Origin of the sequence: Methylomonas sp., assembly GCF_023228165.1 — a bacterium.
Taxonomy (GTDB): domain Bacteria; phylum Pseudomonadota; class Gammaproteobacteria; order Methylococcales; family Methylomonadaceae; genus Methylomonas.
This window is the reverse complement of sequence record NZ_JALOBS010000054.1, coordinates 1-17,584: the sequence shown is the minus strand read 5'-3', so window position 1 is coordinate 17,584 and position 17,584 is coordinate 1. Positions and strand designations below refer to the sequence as shown.

14 protein-coding genes, 4 pseudogenes and 1 other annotated feature are annotated in these 17,584 nt (G+C 51.4%); of the genes and pseudogenes, 6 read left to right on the top strand and 12 right to left on the bottom strand.

Annotated elements, in window-relative coordinates; translation table 11 throughout:
* The 4 genes and pseudogenes from M0R33_RS23145 to M0R33_RS23130 all read right to left on the bottom strand — a co-directional run.
* A protein-coding gene (locus tag M0R33_RS23145; protein ID WP_292574335.1) for an IS3 family transposase occupies positions 1-1,111 on the bottom strand; the annotation gives its coding sequence in 2 pieces (ribosomal slippage) (positions 1-820 and positions 820-1,111; 1,112 coding nt annotated over the 2 pieces). This gene is flagged as partial in the annotation.
* Positions 711-827, bottom strand: a sequence feature (AL1L pseudoknot). (Overlaps the previous gene by 117 nt.)
* A gap of 137 nt (positions 1,112-1,248) precedes the next feature.
* Positions 1,249-2,451 (bottom strand): carbohydrate porin, encoded by a 1,203-nt coding sequence (locus M0R33_RS23140; RefSeq protein ID WP_292574334.1) that lies wholly within the window; start codon positions 2,449-2,451, stop codon positions 1,249-1,251.
* A gap of 17 nt (positions 2,452-2,468) precedes the next feature.
* Positions 2,469-2,867, bottom strand: a pseudogene (locus tag M0R33_RS23135) (hypothetical protein); the annotation flags it as partial.
* Between the two features lie 415 nt (positions 2,868-3,282).
* Positions 3,283-3,549, bottom strand: coding sequence for a hypothetical protein (locus M0R33_RS23130; RefSeq protein ID WP_292574333.1), 267 nt, complete (start codon positions 3,547-3,549; stop codon positions 3,283-3,285).
* A gap of 797 nt (positions 3,550-4,346) precedes the next feature.
* Here M0R33_RS23130 and M0R33_RS23125 point away from each other — a divergent pair.
* From M0R33_RS23125 to M0R33_RS23110, 4 genes are all read left to right on the top strand, one after another.
* On the top strand, positions 4,347-5,729 hold the full coding sequence (locus M0R33_RS23125; RefSeq protein WP_292574332.1) for a sugar ABC transporter substrate-binding protein: 1,383 nt from the start codon (positions 4,347-4,349) through the stop codon (positions 5,727-5,729).
* A gap of 124 nt (positions 5,730-5,853) precedes the next feature.
* Positions 5,854-7,617 (top strand): hypothetical protein, encoded by a 1,764-nt coding sequence (locus tag M0R33_RS23120; protein WP_292574331.1) that lies wholly within the window; start codon positions 5,854-5,856, stop codon positions 7,615-7,617.
* 153 nt (positions 7,618-7,770) lie between these two features.
* On the top strand, positions 7,771-7,977 hold the full coding sequence (locus M0R33_RS23115) for a hypothetical protein (RefSeq protein ID WP_292574330.1): 207 nt from the start codon (positions 7,771-7,773) through the stop codon (positions 7,975-7,977).
* A gap of 55 nt (positions 7,978-8,032) precedes the next feature.
* Positions 8,033-9,523 carry a mannitol dehydrogenase family protein gene (locus M0R33_RS23110; RefSeq protein ID WP_292574329.1) on the top strand — a complete coding sequence of 497 codons (1,491 nt, stop codon included), beginning with the start codon at positions 8,033-8,035 and terminating at the stop codon, positions 9,521-9,523.
* Positions 9,524-9,861: 338 nt separating this feature from the next.
* Here M0R33_RS23110 and M0R33_RS23105 read toward each other — a convergent pair.
* From M0R33_RS23105 to M0R33_RS23075, 7 genes and pseudogenes are all read right to left on the bottom strand, one after another.
* A pseudogene (locus M0R33_RS23105) lies at positions 9,862-10,050 on the bottom strand (transposase domain-containing protein); the annotation flags it as partial.
* 111 nt (positions 10,051-10,161) lie between these two features.
* Positions 10,162-11,175 carry a tyrosine-type recombinase/integrase gene (locus tag M0R33_RS23100; RefSeq protein ID WP_292574328.1) on the bottom strand — a complete coding sequence of 338 codons (1,014 nt, stop codon included), beginning with the start codon at positions 11,173-11,175 and terminating at the stop codon, positions 10,162-10,164.
* Positions 11,156-12,118 (bottom strand): tyrosine-type recombinase/integrase, encoded by a 963-nt coding sequence (locus M0R33_RS23095; RefSeq protein WP_292574327.1) that lies wholly within the window; start codon positions 12,116-12,118, stop codon positions 11,156-11,158. The genes M0R33_RS23100 and M0R33_RS23095 overlap by 20 nt, the downstream gene beginning before the upstream one ends.
* Entirely contained in the window at positions 12,115-13,359 is a 1,245-nt protein-coding gene (locus M0R33_RS23090) for a tyrosine-type recombinase/integrase (protein ID WP_292574326.1), read from the bottom strand. The genes M0R33_RS23095 and M0R33_RS23090 overlap by 4 nt, the downstream gene beginning before the upstream one ends.
* 152 nt (positions 13,360-13,511) lie before the next feature.
* Positions 13,512-14,918: pseudogene (locus tag M0R33_RS23085) on the bottom strand (IS66 family transposase); the annotation flags it as partial.
* Between the two features lie 74 nt (positions 14,919-14,992).
* Positions 14,993-15,343: an IS66 family insertion sequence element accessory protein TnpB gene (tnpB, locus tag M0R33_RS23080; protein ID WP_292574325.1), complete on the bottom strand. Its 351-nt coding sequence runs from the start codon at positions 15,341-15,343 to the stop codon at positions 14,993-14,995.
* Positions 15,331-15,645 carry an IS66 family insertion sequence element accessory protein TnpB gene (locus tag M0R33_RS23075; protein WP_292574324.1) on the bottom strand — a complete coding sequence of 105 codons (315 nt, stop codon included), beginning with the start codon at positions 15,643-15,645 and terminating at the stop codon, positions 15,331-15,333. The genes tnpB and M0R33_RS23075 overlap by 13 nt, the downstream gene beginning before the upstream one ends.
* 173 nt (positions 15,646-15,818) lie before the next feature.
* Between M0R33_RS23075 and M0R33_RS23070 the strand changes: the two genes are divergently transcribed.
* The gene (locus M0R33_RS23070; RefSeq protein ID WP_292574323.1) at positions 15,819-16,094 is read left to right on the top strand and encodes a YceK/YidQ family lipoprotein; all 276 of its coding nucleotides are present in this window, start codon (positions 15,819-15,821) and stop codon (positions 16,092-16,094) included.
* A 368-nt stretch (positions 16,095-16,462) separates the two neighbouring features.
* Positions 16,463-16,762, top strand: coding sequence for a hypothetical protein (locus tag M0R33_RS23065; protein WP_292574322.1), 300 nt, complete (start codon positions 16,463-16,465; stop codon positions 16,760-16,762).
* 25 nt (positions 16,763-16,787) lie between these two features.
* Here M0R33_RS23065 and M0R33_RS24500 read toward each other — a convergent pair.
* Positions 16,788-16,961 (bottom strand): annotated as a pseudogene (locus tag M0R33_RS24500) (N-acetylmuramoyl-L-alanine amidase); the annotation flags it as partial.
* Positions 16,962-17,584 lie beyond the last annotated feature (623 nt).

Genomic DNA, 17,584 nt, shown 5'->3' with positions numbered 1-17,584 from the left:
AAGGTGGCCAGTTCGACGGCTTCGCGATTCTTCCAGGATTGTTTATGAATCAGCTCAGCCTTATACAAGCCATTGATGGTTTCAGCCAGGGCATTGTCATAAGAGTCGCCGACGCTTCCCACGGATGCCTCAACGCCAGCTTCTGAGAGACGTTCGGTATAGCGGATCGAAACGTACTGCACACCTCGATCGCTATGGTGAATCAGGCCGCCGTCACGCAGAGGTTGCCGGTCATGTAACGCCTGCTCCAGCGCATCCAGCACAAAGTCGGTGTGCGCCGAGGACGAGACTTTCCAGCCGACAATGTAACGGGCAAACACATCGACAACGAAAGCCACATAGACGAAGCCTTGCCAGGTTTTGACATAGGTAAAATCCGCCACCCATAAAGCATTCGGTCGCTCGGCATTGAATTGGCGGTTCACGCGATCCAAGGGGCATACTGCATCGGCGTCGCTGATCGTGGTCTTGATGGTTTTGCCACGCCTGACACCTTTCAGCCCTAGGTTTTTCATCAAACGCTCCACGGTACAACGGGCCACCGTCAAGCCTTCGCGCTTCAACTGAATCCAAACTTTACGAGCGCCGTAGTTTTGGAAACTGTCATCCCAAACTCGGCGAATCTCCTGACTGAGTGCCTCGTCCTGCTTGGCGCGAGTTGAGCGCAATTCAGGGCTGGCGGTGCGTGCCGCATGCAGATAATACGTCGATGGGGCAATCGGCAATACTTTGCAGATTGGCTCGACCCCATAAGCCTTGCGATGTTCATCGATAAAGGCGTTCATCGTTTGAACGGGCGGTCGAGCTCCGCCTGCGCAAAATAAGCGGACGCCTTGCGCAGAATCTCATTGGCTTGGCGTAATTCACGAACTTCCCGCTCCAGCGCTTTGACCCGTTCCGAATCGCTACTGGACGATTCATTTTGCGGGTCATTCGTTTTTTGTGTTTGTCTCAGCCAGCGGCGTAACGTTTCAGCAGTACAGCCAAATTTGGCCGAAATCGATTGAATAGCCGCCCATTCCGACGCATATTCGCCTTGATGTTCTCGCACCATGCGAATGGCCCGTTCTCGGATTTCCGATGAATATTGATTTGACGTTTTCTCTTTCATTGCTCCATTCTCTCAAAGGTTGGAGCCTCCGAGAAATCCGGGGCGGTTCATTTCAATTAATCAAATTGGTCAGTTATCACTCATACAGACAAACTTTGCGACAGAATCGCTATTACTGTAGCTGATGTTCTCTGGCCCTAGAAGGAAGCGCCGATCCAGGCGCCTAGGACGACGGCATCGTCAATGACGCCGGTACCGCCGGGTTTCCGGATGTATTGAACCGAGGGCTGAATGTAGAATGATGGGATGATTTGGATACGATGTCCGAGTTCGAAGACTATTTCTGCATCCACATCCCCCTTGGTAACATATTTGCCGTACACATCACTGACCTTACCATATGTGGTAAAGAACACGGTGTGGTCGTTTTCACGGCCAGGAATCAAACCTTTCCAGTTTGCACCGCCGTTGATCTGCAGCGGAATCTTGGCTGTTTCATCCTGAGAGTTGTATGCACCGAAAGCGAAGAGCTTCAGGCCATCTATCACTTCAAAATCGCCATGCCAATAGAAGGTCAGCAGGTTTGAGGTTTCACCGCCATCGAAGTCCTTAAAATCATAAACGGAATTGGCAATACCAATATAGACGCGGGCCGGACGGTCAAAAACATCCGGCGTCCAGTCATACTGCGCCATGAAGGTCACACCGTCATCGCTGCTGATACCCCAGTTTGTTCCCCTTACGTGAGTACCAAAGGGATTATCATTAATCTGGTAGGCGCCCAGCTGGAATTGATGCTCATCGCTCAGCTTATACTTAACGCGTCCACCCCATAGAGCCAAGGGGAAGGAAAAAATCTGGGGATTCTGGAGCATCATGGAACGGATGGGGCCGTTGATGGAGGTGCTCAGAGAATAACGGTTCAAATCGTTGTCCGCGAAATCCTCATCCATGGATGTCCGGCCGAATTTAACCGCCCAGTCTTCGCCAAACATTTTTTCGATCCAGACCTGATACAGCCAGGTCACCTGTCCGTCCGCGCCGCCGTTGATGGTCATGGGGTCATAGATACCGCCGACACTCCCGGCAATACCGTTGCCATGGCGATTGACCATGGAAATCTTCGCGGTGGTGGCATCCCAGCCCAGCAGTTTCTCAAGATCTAGATTCAATCCGCCATAGACTTGCCCGGTATATTGATCGTCGGTTTGGATCCCGCCGCTGACGTTCGCAGCCGCGATGGAATCGTAGTAGAGGAATGGCTCGATGCCTTTGTCCTCAATGCTGGTGCGGAGGCCACCCCAGTCGCCTGTAAGGTACTCGCGTTCATTCCAGGCTTCGTCCGCAGCAAATGCGATGCTAGATAAGCCTATTAACATGAATGTCGTCAGTATTTTCATGTTTTTTCTACTGGGTCTTATTTTAGTAGAGCTTGCATCTGCTGAGCGATGTCAAGGTTTTCGTAGAACATGCCTACCATCCTGCTGTATTCATCCGTGAAGGACTTGCTATTGACGAGGTCTCCAAAGACCGGCTTCAGTTTGGGGAATAAAAGTTTGTTTTCCGATGTTCCTGCAGCCGCCTGGTGCAGGGCTTCTTTCATCTCATCGACAATTTCGAGCTTCTCACCGTCTTTGCTCACTCCTTTATCGGAATAGTAGCACCACGCGGTAATCACCAGAGTTGCATATTTAATACTGCCCCCTTGCTTTAGGTTCTCAGTAATTGTTGGAATCAGAAACACCGGAAGTTTGCTGGAGCTCTCCAAACAGATGCGGGCAAGGTTGTCCTTGATGTTCGGATTCGAGAAACGTTCGAGAAGGGTACGTGCACAATGCCTGCCTTCACCTCGCTACGGTTGTATTTTGGACATGTAAAGTCTTCTGGTAACTGACGAAGATTGCTCTGATTAAGATTGATCGCTTGTTTCATAATTTATGATTCCACTTTTATTGCTGATCCTACAATACTCAACAGTTTTGCCATGGTGTCTGACCATGATGAATAGGAATTTCAACGACACTTTCGAACCTATAATCTAGTGAAAGCTACGCCGAGCTATTCTGTTTGGCAATACAGACTTTGACTGTTTTTCTCGATATCTGAGGATGTAGATTCAACCATCGTGGGATTTTTAGGTGTAAATGATGCCTTTGAGACTGTTATCTGAAACCTGCAGGCGACAGAACCTCTGACCAGTATCATGACCGACTGGCATCGGTACCGTGATGCTACCAGCTCACAGTCCGATCAAACTCAAATTTCGGCCCCGATTTCGCTTGTTCCGATTCATTGAGATAGGCTTGATCAAAATCCGTTTCCAGCCAATCCGGTAAGTCGCGAGCAGGCGCGATTTGGGGTGGTGTGGGTAATTCGCCGATATGGACCAGGATACGCTGAATGGGATCCGCCTCAGTGAGGAATGCAACGATCGTTAACTCGCCACCACATTGAAAACAGACCAGCGGACAGATTTCATAGATCCTGGCAATCAGCATTGCCCAAAGGTAAGCGGTAGAGGATGGATGGTTTGTTCATGCCTGCCTCCGGCGGGTCTTCTGTCACTATCTGCAGTTGATCGGTTGAGACGACTTCATCACCCAGAGGCAATCCGGCATAGGCTGTCACAGCTTGGCGTAATGGAGCGTTCGGCGCCAGGACGCCATGATAACGATGCCGATGCTTGCGCGGGGCGGCGGTATCAGCACAGCGAACTTATCCAGGAACTCCATGGGCGTCAGATAAAGAACCGTTTGCCCATCCGGCCTGGCGATAAACAAGTCGCTGATCCTTCTCGATCCACTGCAACCGCTCGCTGGCAAAGATGGGGCGGGCGCGGGTATTGGGTGTTGACTAATAGTGCAGTAGAAAGGTATCAAACGGCGCCAACATTGAAGGTCATCCTGTGCAGAAAAAAAGGGGACGCTAACAACAAATTTGCCACTAAATCCCGTGAAACTTTAGAGCCTTTTGTTTATTAGCACCCAACGTCCTGAAATGTACGGTTACGAAAAGCCTTGTCGAAAAGATTAGCATCAAGTATGGTTTGTCAAAATAGGGTTGGAAAGTAGCATTGAAATTCCTATCCATCGGCTGAGCTGGCGCGGCTGCCCCGGGCCAGTCCTGGTGAACTTTTCCGATGGGAAGTTCAGCCTGCCAAGTAAGCGCGGAGGATCTGGCGGTAAAATCCACGGACTATTTTGTACAATACTAAAAAACCTGTCGGCATATCCTGATCGTTAAGGCGGGTTGGTTCGAGCTTTTCGTTGCACTGATCGATGGCGCAGAAGCCGGGATGCGCTCCAACTCCACTCTCAACAACATGATGTCTTTGGAGGAAATGGTGCAAATATTGAATTCATTACTTCGCTGTGGCACCGCCCTTTGCATATGCTGTGTCGCCAGCCTTGCCCATGCCCAAGCGACGATTACGATTGCCACCGTGAATAACGGTGACATGATTCGGATGCAGGACTTGTCTGAAGATTTCACAAAGGACAACCCGGACATCAAGCTGAATTGGGTTACGCTTAAAGAGAACGTGCTGCGCCAGCGCGTAACCACCGATATTGCGACCAAAGGAGGGCAGTTCGACGTACTGACAATCGGTATTTACGAAGCCCCCATCTGGGCCAAGCGCGGGTGGCTGGTGCCACTCGACGATTTGCCGGAGGACTACGACGTCGAGGACATTCTGCCCACGATCCGCGAAGGACTTTCGGTCGACGGCACGCTTTACGCAGCGCCATTCTACGGCGAGTCATCCTTCACCATGTATCGAACTGATCTATTTGAAAAAGCCGGGCTCGTGATGCCCGAAAAGCCCACGTGGGCTTTCATCAAGGACGCTGCCCGCAAGCTGGCCGACAAAGGCAATGAAGTCTATGGCATTTGCCTGCGTGGCAAGCCAGGATGGGGGGAGAACATGGCGTTCCTGACGGCCATGGCCAACTCCTACGGTGCTCGCTGGTTCGATATGGACTGGAAACCCCAGTTCGATGGTGAAGCCTGGAAGGCGACGATCACCGACTACGTTCAACTCATGAAAGAAGTCGGCCCGCCAGACGCGTCGGCCAATGGCTACAATGAAACGCTGGCTCAGTTCCAGTCAGGCAAGTGCGCGATATGGATCGACGCGACCTCAGCCGGCCAGTTCGTAACTAATGCGGATTCTGGTGTGGCTGACCGTGTCGGCTTCGCGCTCGCGCCTGACAAGGGGTTAGGCAAGAGCGCGAACTGGCTCTGGGCCTGGGCTCTGGCGATTCCCACGGAGTCCGACAACAAGGATGCGGCGAAGAAATTCGTGGCCTGGGCCACCTCGAAGCACTACCTGGAGCTGGTCGCCTCGAAGGGAGGTTGGTCCAATGTGCCTCCGGGTACCCGCACCTCGCTGTACGAGAATCCCGAGTACCAGAAGGCGCCGTACGCGAAAATAACGCTCGCATCGATCTTGGCAGCCGATCCGAAGCATCCGACTGTCGAAGAAGTGCCCTATACCGGAATTCAGTTCGTCGCGATCCCGGAGTTCCAGAGCATCGGCACTGCGGTGGGTCAGAGGTTCGCGGAGGCGCTGGCGGGAAGGATCACGGTCGATGAGGCACTTGGCAACGCCCAGTGGGTGACTGAAAAGGTCGTAGAACGCGCCCGTTTCCTAAAAAGAGGTCAAGCCGCTCAATAGCGCTTCTGCGACCCACCACTGACATCACCCGCATGCCCGGGTGCAAACGGTGGGTGATCGTTGACCGCCTATTACTTCTTCTGAATTGGAACGACGTAAAACCACAGTAGCACTGGAGGAAACAATGATCAATACTACCCCTGTTACAGAACGCTCAATATCGGAAATGGACGACGAACTACTACCTGTGCCGACGCACAGACTGCATGGACCCGCCCATTTCCTTGGCCTCTACGCTGCGGAACATGTTGCTGCGACCGAGTTCGTCATTGGTGCCGCATTCGTGGCTATGGGCGCCACGATCCAGGACATTCTGATCGGGCTCCTCATCGGCAATACGCTTGCCACGATGAGCTTCTGGCTCATCACAGCGCCGATCGCGATCAAAACGCGGCTAAGTCTTTACACCTATCTCGATCAAAACATGGGTGAAAAGTTTTCGCGGTTCTATAACGTTGCGAATGTGCTGATCTTCGTTGCCATCTCGGCCGCCATGATCACCGTGTCGGCGACAGCGGTTCGGGTGCTTTTCGATATTCCGCCTCAGATCTATCCGTATCCCACCAACGTCTACTTTGTAATCATTGCCGCCTCAGCAAGTGTGATCGCTGTGCTGGTGGCCTACTATGGTTTCAATGTGCTGAGCGAGTTTGCCACCATTTGCGCACCCTGGCTCATGGTGATGTTCACGGCTGGCGGCATGGTGCTGATACCTTCGTTGAACGAAACGCTGACCGGTTACACCACGCTCTCGAGTTTCTCCGATTTTGTGAATTTGGCGGGAACAACCGTGTTTACGGGCACCAATGCTGCGGGGGAGCCCGGTATCGGATTGTGGGAAGTCATAGGCTTCGCATGGGCTGCGAACACCTTCGCGCATTTTGGCCTCATCGACATGGCGCTACTGCGCTACGCGAAAAAATCGATCTACGGTCTTTGCACAGCAACCGGTATGATGTTCGGCCACTACATTGCCTGGATTTCCGCGGCTCTGATGGGAGCCGCGACAGCCTATCTCATGCAATTGAGTATCGCTGTTGTTTCACCCGGTGATGTTGCCTTCTACGCGCTGGGCGCCACCGGTTTTGTGATCGTAATCATCGCGGGATGGACAACGGCGAACTCGAACCTCTATCGAGCAGGTCTTGCAGCCCAGGCTGTAGTCCCCAGCGTCTCACGCCAACGGGTAACGCTTGTCGTTGGCGCCGTGGTTGTGATTGCAAGCTGTTTCCCGTTCATCTACCGCAGCATCTTGCCACTTCTGACCTATGCGGGACTTATCCTTGTGCCGGTCGGCGGTATTGTATTCGCCGAGCAGCAAATCTTTCCCCGGATTGGCTGCAAGAGCAATTGGCACCGCCTCAAGGGCGTCAAGAACAACGTGCCGGCGCTGATCGCCTGGGGAATATCCCTCGTGTTCGGCTTTGGGTTGAACTTCCTCAACATTATCCCGTTCGTATACCTGTTTGTGCCGACGTGGCTCGTCTCGATCGTCGCCTATACCCTACTCGCGAAGCGTTATGGCGCCGACCGCAGTTGGCCGGAGGCCGAGAAGCGGGAGCAGGAGTTTCAAAAACAGGTCGAAGCGTACCATGCCGTGCTTGCGGAGAAGGAACGGCACGTACACGTACGCCGCGCGACCGTATCGATCAAGATTATCCGGGCGATCTGGATCGTGATTGGTCTGATCGTGCCGGCCGTGCTCGCCTGGCGTGTTCTGTTCCACAGTCCGAATATTTACGACTACTACGTAAATCGTGAGTTGTTTTACGATCTGACCATCTGGTGCACCGTGATCTATTTCGCATTTGCGTGGTCGGATTTACAGCTCTCCAAGAGGTTGCAACGCTCCGGACAGTCATCCGGTGCCGAGGTGCCCGCGGTTTAGCAACGCGCAACCATGGCGAGACAGGGTGACGTCATGCCGGCGCAGCCCTATTCCTGGCCTCTAGCGAGTATGATTTGTCGTCGCCCCAACGCTCCATGGCGACGGCGGCGCCGGGGTGAGTGGAGGACGGGTGGTATGAGGAGAAGGTCATGAATGAACGATTTACAGTCGCTGGAATCGGTGAGTTGCGTGGGCAAGGACGAACTGGGATTGAGGCTTCGCGAGAAAGTTTGGGGAATGGGCCTACTAAAAGGCTGGCCGCTGAACAAGGTGAATTCGTTTGCGAACATTGTGGCCGCATTCGTCTGTTCACAGAAGGGAGCAACTCCGAACCTGCCCGTGAATTTGGTGGCGTATTGAGAGCGAGGCGGCGGAGTTGTGAGCATACAAAATATCAACAGACTAGGTGTTCGTTATGAAAGAAACTATTAAACTCAAGCAGGAAAATCTTCCCCTGCTTGCAGCGAAGATTACTTGCCCGTCCTATGACCGGAGCAAGATCAAGGCCGGCATCGTCCATATCGGCGTGGGTGGATTCCACCGATCACACGAAGCCTATTATACCCACGTACTCATGAACGAAACTGAAGCTTCCGACTGGGGCATCTGCGGAGTCGGTTTGCGCGAGGTTGACCGCAAAATATGCGACACTCTGAAAGCTCAAGACTATCTGTACACTCTGATCGTGAGGCATCCCCGCGGAGATGTTGAAACCTGCGTGATCGGGTCACTCGTTGATTTTCTGCTGGGCTGCGATGATCCCGGCGCCGTCATCGACAAGATGGCCAGTGCGGACACCCAGATCGTTTCACTGACCATCACCGAAGGTGGCTACAACTTCAACCCTGCCACGGGTGAGTTCGAGCTCGGCAATCCCGGTGTGCAGCACGATCTGGACAATCCCTCCAGCCCTAAAATGGTGTTTGGCTATCTGACCGCCGCGCTCAAAAAACGCCGCGCCATGGGGCTTCCCGCCTTCACCATTCAGTCGTGCGACAACATCCAGCACAACGGTGACATGGCGCGTAAGATGTTGTTGACCTTCGCGTACAAGCAAGATGCCGAGCTTGCGCGGTGGATCGAGAGCGAAGTGTGCTTCCCCAATGCCATGGTGGACCGGATCACGCCCGTGACGACGCCGGAGGATATCGCCTACCTGCGTACCGAAATCGGATTGGAAGACCAGTGGCCGGTTACTTGTGAGCCTTTCACCCAATGGGTCATCGAGGACAATTTTTCAAGTGGAAGGCCGGCCTGGGAAAAGGTTGGGGCGCAGTTCGTCACCGATGTCACGCCCTACGAGAAAATGAAAATACGCTTGCTCAATGCCGGACATTCGGTTCTCGGACTGCTAGGCTCGATCCATGGCCACCAAACCATCGACGGCTGCGTGGCGGATCCGCTCTTCGCAACCTACCTGCGCCGGTTTATGGATACCGAGGCCACCCCTGTGCTCGATCCGGTGGATGGGGTCGAGTTGGAGGCTTACAAGGACAGCCTTATCGAGCGCTTCGGAAACCCGAATATCAAGGATAACCTGGCGCGAATTTGTCTGGAGAGCTCAGCCAAGCTGCCCAAGTTTTTGATCCCCACCATCCACGAAAACCTGGCGCAGGGTGGCAGTATCAAATATGCCACTCTGGTCGTTGCGGCATGGTGCCTGTACAGTGATAAAGGCCGCAACCGGCATGGCGTCGAGCTCGATATCGTCGACGCGATGAAGGATGAGCTGCACCAGGCCGCAACGGGAACCGCGGACGATCCGCTTGCCTTTATCCGGCTGAAAACCATCTTTGGCGATCTGGCTAGCAACCAGGCGTTCACCGGCTTGTACACAAAGATGATCCATGCCATCTATGAAGATACCGACATTGCGCGGCAAATGCAGAAAATCTTGTCAGCCTAGGGTTTAACGCTGATAATTTGTCCGGTTTTTGCCGCCTTGCCGGACACGCTAAAGAAACAAGTGAGGTGTATCGAATGAGAACACTAATCGCTATCACCCTGTTGTTATCATCGAGCATCGCCATGGTCGCAGAAGTGCAGCTGGCATCCGAATCCTGATAATCGAGGTAGAACAGCCAGTTACCCGACTGCCCCCTCACAGATCCCTGCGTGCGGAATTACTGCACAGGGCTCTTCAAAACTGCTCACTTTGCACACGGCTTCCTTATAATTCTTAGAAAGCATGAAGTATGGTAAGCGAGTATCCCTACCATATCGTCAGCCAGTTGCGGTTATGATTTAATCCATGTTACTGAACGGCAGCAGTTCGTCGATGCGGCTGTTAGGCCAGGAGGGGAGCTTTTCCAGAGTGTCTTTTAGCCAGGCTGACGGATCAAGGCCGTTGAGTTTGGCAGTGCCGAGCAGGGTTTGAAGGACGGCAGCCCGCTGCCCAGCGCGTTCCGATCCAGCGAACAGCCAGTTCTTTTTGTTATGCAAAGCTTTGCATAACAAAAATTATGCTCAGTCAGTTATTATGCTGAGCACTTATCGGAAGTCGGCAGTGCGTAAGGCTTTTCGCCCTACCGACTTTGCATAATTTTATAGGCTCTCCAAGAATTTTAGAAGGTCATCAGATGGATGATAGTGCACCTGCCCAATTTCAGGTGGTAGAGCTATCGTCGCCAAAGCCCGTTCTTTCATAGATAGATCGGCCTCGATATAACCATGGGTTGTCACTGGACTTTCATGACCCAGCCATAAGGCAATGATGGTAATGTCCACACCGGCTTGTAGTAAGTGCATGGCTGTCGTGTGGCGTAGGGTATGCGGTGTTACTTTTCGATCTTGCAACTGAGGGCAATGTTTTACCGCAGAACTGACAGCCAAAGCAATCCGCGCAGCTACATTTGAACGCGTCATAGGTAAACCTCGGCGAGTGGGCACTAAAGTTTGCTCCACCTTCAAATTGGCGTATGCCAACCAGTGACGTATTTTGACGGCGGTTTCCTTCCATAGGGGTACTGTGCGTTGTTTGCGGCCCTTACCGTGCAAGCGAACTGAAGGCGACGCGGTCAGTTCAACATCAGTCACCCTGATTCCAATTAACTCAGATACCCGAGCGCCGGTGTTATAAAGCGGCGTTAACAAAATACGATCACGATAGCAGCACCAGGTTTGTTCATCGGGCGCATCCAGCAAAGCCTGAATCTCCTCGCGAGATAGAAAGCCCAGCATAGGTTTTTCAAAGCGCTTCATCGGAATTGCCTGAATCTGCTGAGTTAGTAGCAAGGCTTCTGGGCATTGCAAGGCCACATAATGGACAAAAGCTCGTATAGTCGCCAAACGAGCATTGCGAGTTCTCACTGTATTGTGACGTTCTGATTCAAGGTATTCAAGAAAGTTGAGAACCATCGTCACATCAAAATCGATCAGAGCCAGCTTGGTAGGCGGTTTACCTATTTTGAGTTCGGCATAACTCAGTAGCAGCCGAAAGGTATCACGGTAAGCAGCGATTGTTCTGGGACTTGCGTTTTTTTGTTGTAACAATCGTTCGGCAAAGAAACGTTGAACCAAGGCAGCAAATTCGGCAGGATTAGTCAGCAAACTGTTCATTGCTAACCTCCTGAGAATATCGTTCAAAACGTTCGGCCGCGATTGCCATCAGTTCCGGAATGCCGGTGACATACCAATAGGTATCGCTAACTCGCGCGTGTCCAACATAAGTTGATAACGCAAGCACGGAGTGGTCAACATCAATACCTTGTTGGTAAAATCGCAACAGGCTATGCACAATAAAGGTATGTCGAAAATCATGCAGGCGATGATGCATATAATCGCCACGAGGCTTCCAACCGAGTTGTCGGCAAATTGTATGCAAAGCATACAAGATGTTCGCCCGTTTAACTGACTGACCGGTGTCGGACAAGAAAAACCGATTGCAGGTAGGATGAGATATGATCTGATCACGTAGTTGGGCATAGTCGTTTAGCGACTGAGTGGTACTGGGATGTAGCGGTACCCAGCGACTCTTGAGAAACTTGGCTTCATGGATACAAAGCACGCCGGCTTCAAAATCAACTTCGCTACGAGTGAGCGAGGTCGCTTCTGAGATGCGAAGTCCGCTTGATGCCAACAGTCCGAATAGTGTGCGGCAGGTAGCAGGACGTAAACCGTGTTGAGATAAGAGATTATTGGTTGCATTCAAAATAGCAATCAGCTCTTCTTCAGAATAGATATGCGGAATAAGTCGCCGGTGAGACGGGCCAAATAACCCTGATGGTGGTATCTCAGTTGCTGGATCAAGTCGTAGGCAAAATCGGGAAAAACCACGTAAAACTTCGATGCGTCTTGCCCACGTAAATGGATTATCCCGATCTGAATCACGAGCCCAGCCTATGGCAAGCGGCATGGTGAGACAGCTCTGATCGCCTATGGCATCAGCAAAGCGGGCGAATCCTCTTAGCACTACTTCATCAATAGTCAGTTTATAACCTAGACTGCGTCGATATATCAGGTATGCCTCAACTCGTAACATCCAGAAATTAGAGGCGTTCATGCGCAACTCCCTGGCCAGGGTAACGCCACAGTCCGTAAGCGTTCGATATCAACACGGGCATAGGTCTTTGCGGTATCAAGGCTTTGATGCCTCAGCAGATCAGCAATTTCCTTGATGGATGCTCCCGCCTTTTGTAGACGTGTCGCTGTGGTCGATCGTAGAACATGAGTATTGCAAAATTGATTGCGTAAACCGCAACGAACAAACGCGCGATTCATCGCGCTACGAATAGCTGGCACGCCTAACGGCTCATCGAAAGGTGCTCGATGCCTGATAAACAGGGTACGACTCGACGTCTGTGGACGGCCTTTAAACAGATATTCAGCAATTGCTTGCCCTGTTGATATGGGGAGTGGTAACTGTTGTACGCGTTTACTCTTATTGGTGCTAATGGTCAGCGTTGCGCTACGCCAGTCCACGGAATCCAGTGTTAAATATGTTACCTCATGACCGCGCAAACCCAGATCGAGCAAGCAACGAGCAATGGCATAATCGCGCATGCCAACCGGCTCGGAGCAATCGAATGTCTTTAAAAAAATATCAACTTGTGCGTCAGAGAGAACCTTGGGAGGTATCGCCTGTGAATAGGATGCAATCTTTGGGATAAAAGCCTGTAATGCATAAGCTGGCTCGCCTTGCAATGCACAAAATCGTAAGTAGCTTCTGATGCTTGTGCCAACCGCTCTAAGCGATGTTGGCTGCCACGTCAAAGCAAGGTATTGAAAAAAAGCATCAATATCAGCACCTGAAATCTGGGACATAATAGGCAGTTCAGTGCCAAATCGATGGATAAGAAAGACGCTAACGTGCTGGCGGCGATTTACGCAGGTCTGTGGCGACATCCCGCAAATGTGCAACAGGTAATCAGTGAATCGTTCAAGTTCCTCTTCAATCGGATTTTTGGTGATAGCTAAGTGTTGTTGTGGCAAAAAAGTGAGCAAGTGCCTTAGTGCCGCTCTATCCATTTTTATGGAGTCTCTGGAAGTTGCTGCAGAGAATACCAATGCCAAATCATGAAGGTAACGATCAATAAGCACCCGATTAATACTCTGTAAATCAAAACCTTCAGCATTTAGCCAGCAACCGAAATGAATCACACAGTTAACATAGCGCTCAATGGTGTATCTGGCATAGTGCTGGGTATTTAATGCTTCAACATAGAGGATGGTAATGCTGCTGAATGGATTACCGACAAGTGAATCCAGGTGCGTAAGATCTGCCAGGTGGGTTTCAGTAAACATGATTTATTCCTGTAGTAAGTAAAGAAATTACAGGAAACCACCAAATTATTATGCTGAGTTAAATTAGCTATGTTGAGCGGAAAGCCTTACTCTTATGCGGCTTTGCGAAAGATTAAAGGTGAACTTTCCATAATATCGAACTGAGCATAATTTTTGCCCAGGGCAATGGGACGGATACCGTTTTCCACCGGATTGTTGTCAATGGGCAAATCCCCGGTTTCGGCATAACGGCTGAGGGCAGCCCAGCGCTTCAAACTGTAGTCGATGGCTTTGGCCGTTGCGGTATTGGGCGCGGTGCGCAGGCGGGTGTGCTGCAACCAGTCGTGCAAGGCCGCCAGGATGGGTAGGCTTTTTTCGGCGCGCAGTTGTTTGCGCGCGTCCGCACATACCTCACGCGCTTCGGCTTCGACCGCATATAACTTAGCGATGCGATTCAATGCTTCTTGCGCTATAGGGCTCTGACTGGCCTGGAACAGATCGAAGAATTTGCGCCGCGCGTGTGCGAGGCAAGCCAGTTCGATACACGGCTCGAGTAGGCATTGCGTTTCAGGATGCGCGCGGGTAGCGGCAAACAAGGCTTTGTAGCCGCCGTAGTCGTCAACCAACAAGTGACCCTGCCAGTCACCCAGAAATTGCTGCGCATACCGGCCACCGCGACCGGCTTGATAGTCGAAGACGATGATCTTCGGCCCCGGTTGCAAGTCGTTGCTGCGATAAGCCCACAGATAGGCTTTTTTGGTCTTACCGTTGCCGGGATCGAGTTGTGGCACCGGCGTTTCATCGGCATGTAAGCTATTTCGTTGCAATAGATGCCAAACCAGGCGGTCTGCCAAGGGTTGCAAGGCGACACCGAGACGCCCCACCCAGTCGGCCAGGGTGGAACGGGACAACATAACACCATCGCGGGCGGCGATTTGTTCCAGCCGGTACAGCGGCAAATGATCGAGGTATTTGCTGATCATGACCCAAGTCAACAAGCCGACGGCGGCCATGCCGCCATCGATGACCGCGGGTGGAATCGGTGCTGCGGTGATGCTTTCGCAAGCTCTGCAAGCATACTGCGGACGAATGTGTCTATGGACAAAGAATTTGGCCGGTTCGACGTCCAATTGCTCGGTGACGTCTTCGCCGATTTTGACTAAGTTTTTACCGCATTGACCACAGGTGCAAGACTCCGGTTCGTGGCGGTGCTCGATACGCGGCAGATGATCGGGTAACGGTTGGCGACCAGCGCGCGGGCGCTTGGGACGAGAGACGGTATCACAAGGTTGGTCGTCCTGAAGTTGCTCGACTTCCTCATCAATCGCCGAGATGTCGGTATTCCAGGTTTCCTCGAACACATCGCGCTGCAGCGGGGCCAAGGCTTCGCTCTTAGTACTGAAGCGGATACGCTTGTAATAGGCCAGCTCGTGCGTCAGCGCGCCGATTTTGATATCTTTGGCGTGAATGAGTTTGGCATCCCGTTCCGCCTGCTCGATCAGCGATTGAATCAGCACCGCCACCTCGGTTTTGGCGGCCGGTTCCAGGTTCAATTGCTCAAGTTTGGCGAGTGGATTCATGGGGTGTATTATACCGCAATCATCCGCTGAAAGCCTTGATATTGCTGGGGTTCTTCGGCTTTCAACGCGTCATATCATATCTGCCATTCCGCTTGCGGCTGAGCCGATAACCGTTGCCAATCGACACCGGCAACCAACCACTGCCATTGGCTGGAAGTCATCGCAAACACCGCATCACCCACTTTGGGCCAAACAAAACCGCCCTGATGCAAACGCCGCTGACATAACCATACCCCGTTGCCATCCCACAGCAACAATCGTAAACGGTTACCCGCACGATTTCGAAGGATAAACGCCGAACCGGCACAGGGCGAGTGCCCCAGACTCTGCTGCACGATCGCTGACAAGCCATCCAGGCCTCGCCGCATATCCACCGGCGCCACCGCCAACCAAATCTGTGCCGGATAATCAATCAAGCCAGACATCGTAACAACTCGGCCACCCAAGCCGCCGACACCGAAGGAGAAAGTTCCAGTCGATGACCGTGGACATGGGTAAAGACCATGGCCGCTGTCGCAGACATCGCCACAGATGCGGTCGGCTCGGTCGGCTCAATCCGTACCGGTACTAATGCCACCGAGTTGGCCGCAGACGACTTGCGATAGTCGCTCAGCCTCGCCGTGAACGTTCTGACATTGATGTGTTGCTGCACGCAGTACTCCGCTTGCGACAATCCGCTACTTTGCCACTTTTCTATATGTTGCCGCCATTTTGAGGTCACGACCATAGCTGTTCCTGATTAAAAAATCACAGAATTCCGCAGGTAACTTGGTTTTTACAGGTGGTTGGGATAGAGCCTTACTGTTTTTCGTCGCTAGAGTCACCAGGACCTCAAACTGCTGCTTTAAATTCCATCAACTTGATGCCAAGTTTACGGAAAACTATCAGAGGACTGAGTTGATGCCTTTCAAGAAAATCGTATATGCTGCGATTTGCATCATCGAACTGTCCGGTTGCGCAACGTTTAAAAGTTTGGATGCCAATGTTCCCTTGTATGAGCGCGTATTCGTATACAGTGGAACCAGGCTAGATTGGGCCGCTTTAGAGGGCGACGATGTGGCTATCCGAAAATTCAACACTGAACCTCCGAGCTATCCGTTCGTTGATCTGCCGTTTTGTTTTGCTTTGGATTCGTTGTTCTTTCCTTTAGCTGTCAGTGCGGAGATTTTTCACTGATGACATGGGCAGCTGTTTTACTCCGGTTAAATTTCTAGGGGCATTGTGTTCTTAAAAATAGTCCTTATAGTGTAATTGTCTCAACTACCTGACTGGATTAAGTCAATCAATAGCATGAAAACCAATCATCACTTGTATAAACACCTCGCTGTGGCAACTCTTTCATTGAGCGGCATTTACCTTTTCACGGTCGGGGAATTCATCATCTCATCGGCAATGTTTTGCACGGCATTCATTGCCAGTAACCTTGCTTCGTCAAATTCTTTACGTACATGAAAGAAACTAATTATCAGCAGCAGTTGTCGTAGAACCGGCAGCTGCTTACTTAGCTTGGTCATCAATTAAGGAGTCAATAACAACTGATTATTATGAATGAAGTATCTAATACTAAACCAGAACCCCTCTCTCCAAAGGCAAATTGGCATTACGACTCGTATTTCCTATTGCAACTCCAACACCGACATAACCGGGCGGCTATTAGCCCCCACGCTGAACAAGTTGCGCAAGAGTTATTCAAAATCAACCCAACAGGGAAAACGGCCGCGGCCAAGATCGATCAACCAGTCGCCCGGGTCATCCTTGATCGAAACGAAATTATTAAACAGATCAATGATCTTGCCGACTCCATCGGTGTATCCGTAAGAATTATTGAGGCCACCTCAGCTTAAATCATAACCTTTGTTTGTGTGATACTTAGTCAAGTACCTTACAATATCTAATGCTTTGAGTAATGGCTGATGCGATAAATCGTTGTGTCGAGAACTTTTCTAGATTTTGCTCGTCGTTTCGGTTAACGATAACACCTGCTTCAGCCAAAACAGCCGGCATGATTGTGGTTTTTAGGACCGCTAAATTGTCATAGTAATAGACATTGTTTTGCTGATCCGCTCATTTACGGTTTTCGCCAGTAATTGGTTCGGCATGATGATTTGTGGGAGTAAAGTCTTTTGGTCTGAGTGCTTTGCCTATCAGTTGATCACCGTGCAAGCTTTTTGGCGCGGTGGGTTTTCAGCGATACAGACAAAGAAAAAATCAGAAAACTGATCGCTGTATGGTCTATCGATGTCTTGCCATCGCCAGATTTTAAAATGGTTCGGTTGCGTAGACCGAAGCATCAGGCCGCTGATCGCCCTTGAGCCGTGACGCACTCCATTCGCTTTTGGAGACGCGACTGGCGGCGGATGCGCCCGTGCTTTGTACGAAAGCGCAAATGCGCCGTCGAACCGGTGTTTGGGAGCATCATGTTGGCGCCGATTGAAAATTGATCATTTTAAGGGGGCTGTACCGATCGAAAATTGACCAGGTAATCCACGTATCCTGTGATTTTAGGCAGGAGCAAAACCCGAGTGCATTACATGTAAATGTGAAATGGTTTAATGAACCCGGACACTTCGAAAGGCAGAATTTATAATGCTATGAGAGGTGACCATGAGTAACGAGAAAAGACACAATCGACCCAAATATAGTTTTAACTTCAAGCAAGATGCCGC

Excerpts from the sequence above, each read along its gene's own strand:
- M0R33_RS23100 (WP_292574328.1), bottom strand. The coding sequence starts at position 11,175 with ATGAACAGTTTGCTGACTAATCCTGCCGAATTTGCTGCCTTGGTTCAA.
- M0R33_RS23075 (WP_292574324.1), bottom strand. The coding sequence starts at position 15,645 with ATGGTCGTGACCTCAAAATGGCGGCAACATATAGAAAAGTGGCAAAGT.
- M0R33_RS23090 (WP_292574326.1), bottom strand. The coding sequence starts at position 13,359 with ATGTTTACTGAAACCCACCTGGCAGATCTTACGCACCTGGATTCACTT.
- M0R33_RS23065 (WP_292574322.1), top strand. The coding sequence starts at position 16,463 with ATGAATGAAGTATCTAATACTAAACCAGAACCCCTCTCTCCAAAGGCA.
- M0R33_RS23115 (WP_292574330.1), top strand. The coding sequence starts at position 7,771 with ATGAACGATTTACAGTCGCTGGAATCGGTGAGTTGCGTGGGCAAGGAC.
- M0R33_RS23130 (WP_292574333.1), bottom strand. The coding sequence starts at position 3,549 with ATGCTGATTGCCAGGATCTATGAAATCTGTCCGCTGGTCTGTTTTCAA.
- M0R33_RS23095 (WP_292574327.1), bottom strand. The coding sequence starts at position 12,118 with ATGAACGCCTCTAATTTCTGGATGTTACGAGTTGAGGCATACCTGATA.
- M0R33_RS23140 (WP_292574334.1), bottom strand. The coding sequence starts at position 2,451 with ATGAAAATACTGACGACATTCATGTTAATAGGCTTATCTAGCATCGCA.
- M0R33_RS23125 (WP_292574332.1), top strand. The coding sequence starts at position 4,347 with ATGCGCTCCAACTCCACTCTCAACAACATGATGTCTTTGGAGGAAATG.
- M0R33_RS23070 (WP_292574323.1), top strand. The coding sequence starts at position 15,819 with ATGCCTTTCAAGAAAATCGTATATGCTGCGATTTGCATCATCGAACTG.
- tnpB (WP_292574325.1), bottom strand. The coding sequence starts at position 15,343 with ATGTCTGGCTTGATTGATTATCCGGCACAGATTTGGTTGGCGGTGGCG.
- M0R33_RS23120 (WP_292574331.1), top strand. The coding sequence starts at position 5,854 with ATGATCAATACTACCCCTGTTACAGAACGCTCAATATCGGAAATGGAC.
- M0R33_RS23110 (WP_292574329.1), top strand. The coding sequence starts at position 8,033 with ATGAAAGAAACTATTAAACTCAAGCAGGAAAATCTTCCCCTGCTTGCA.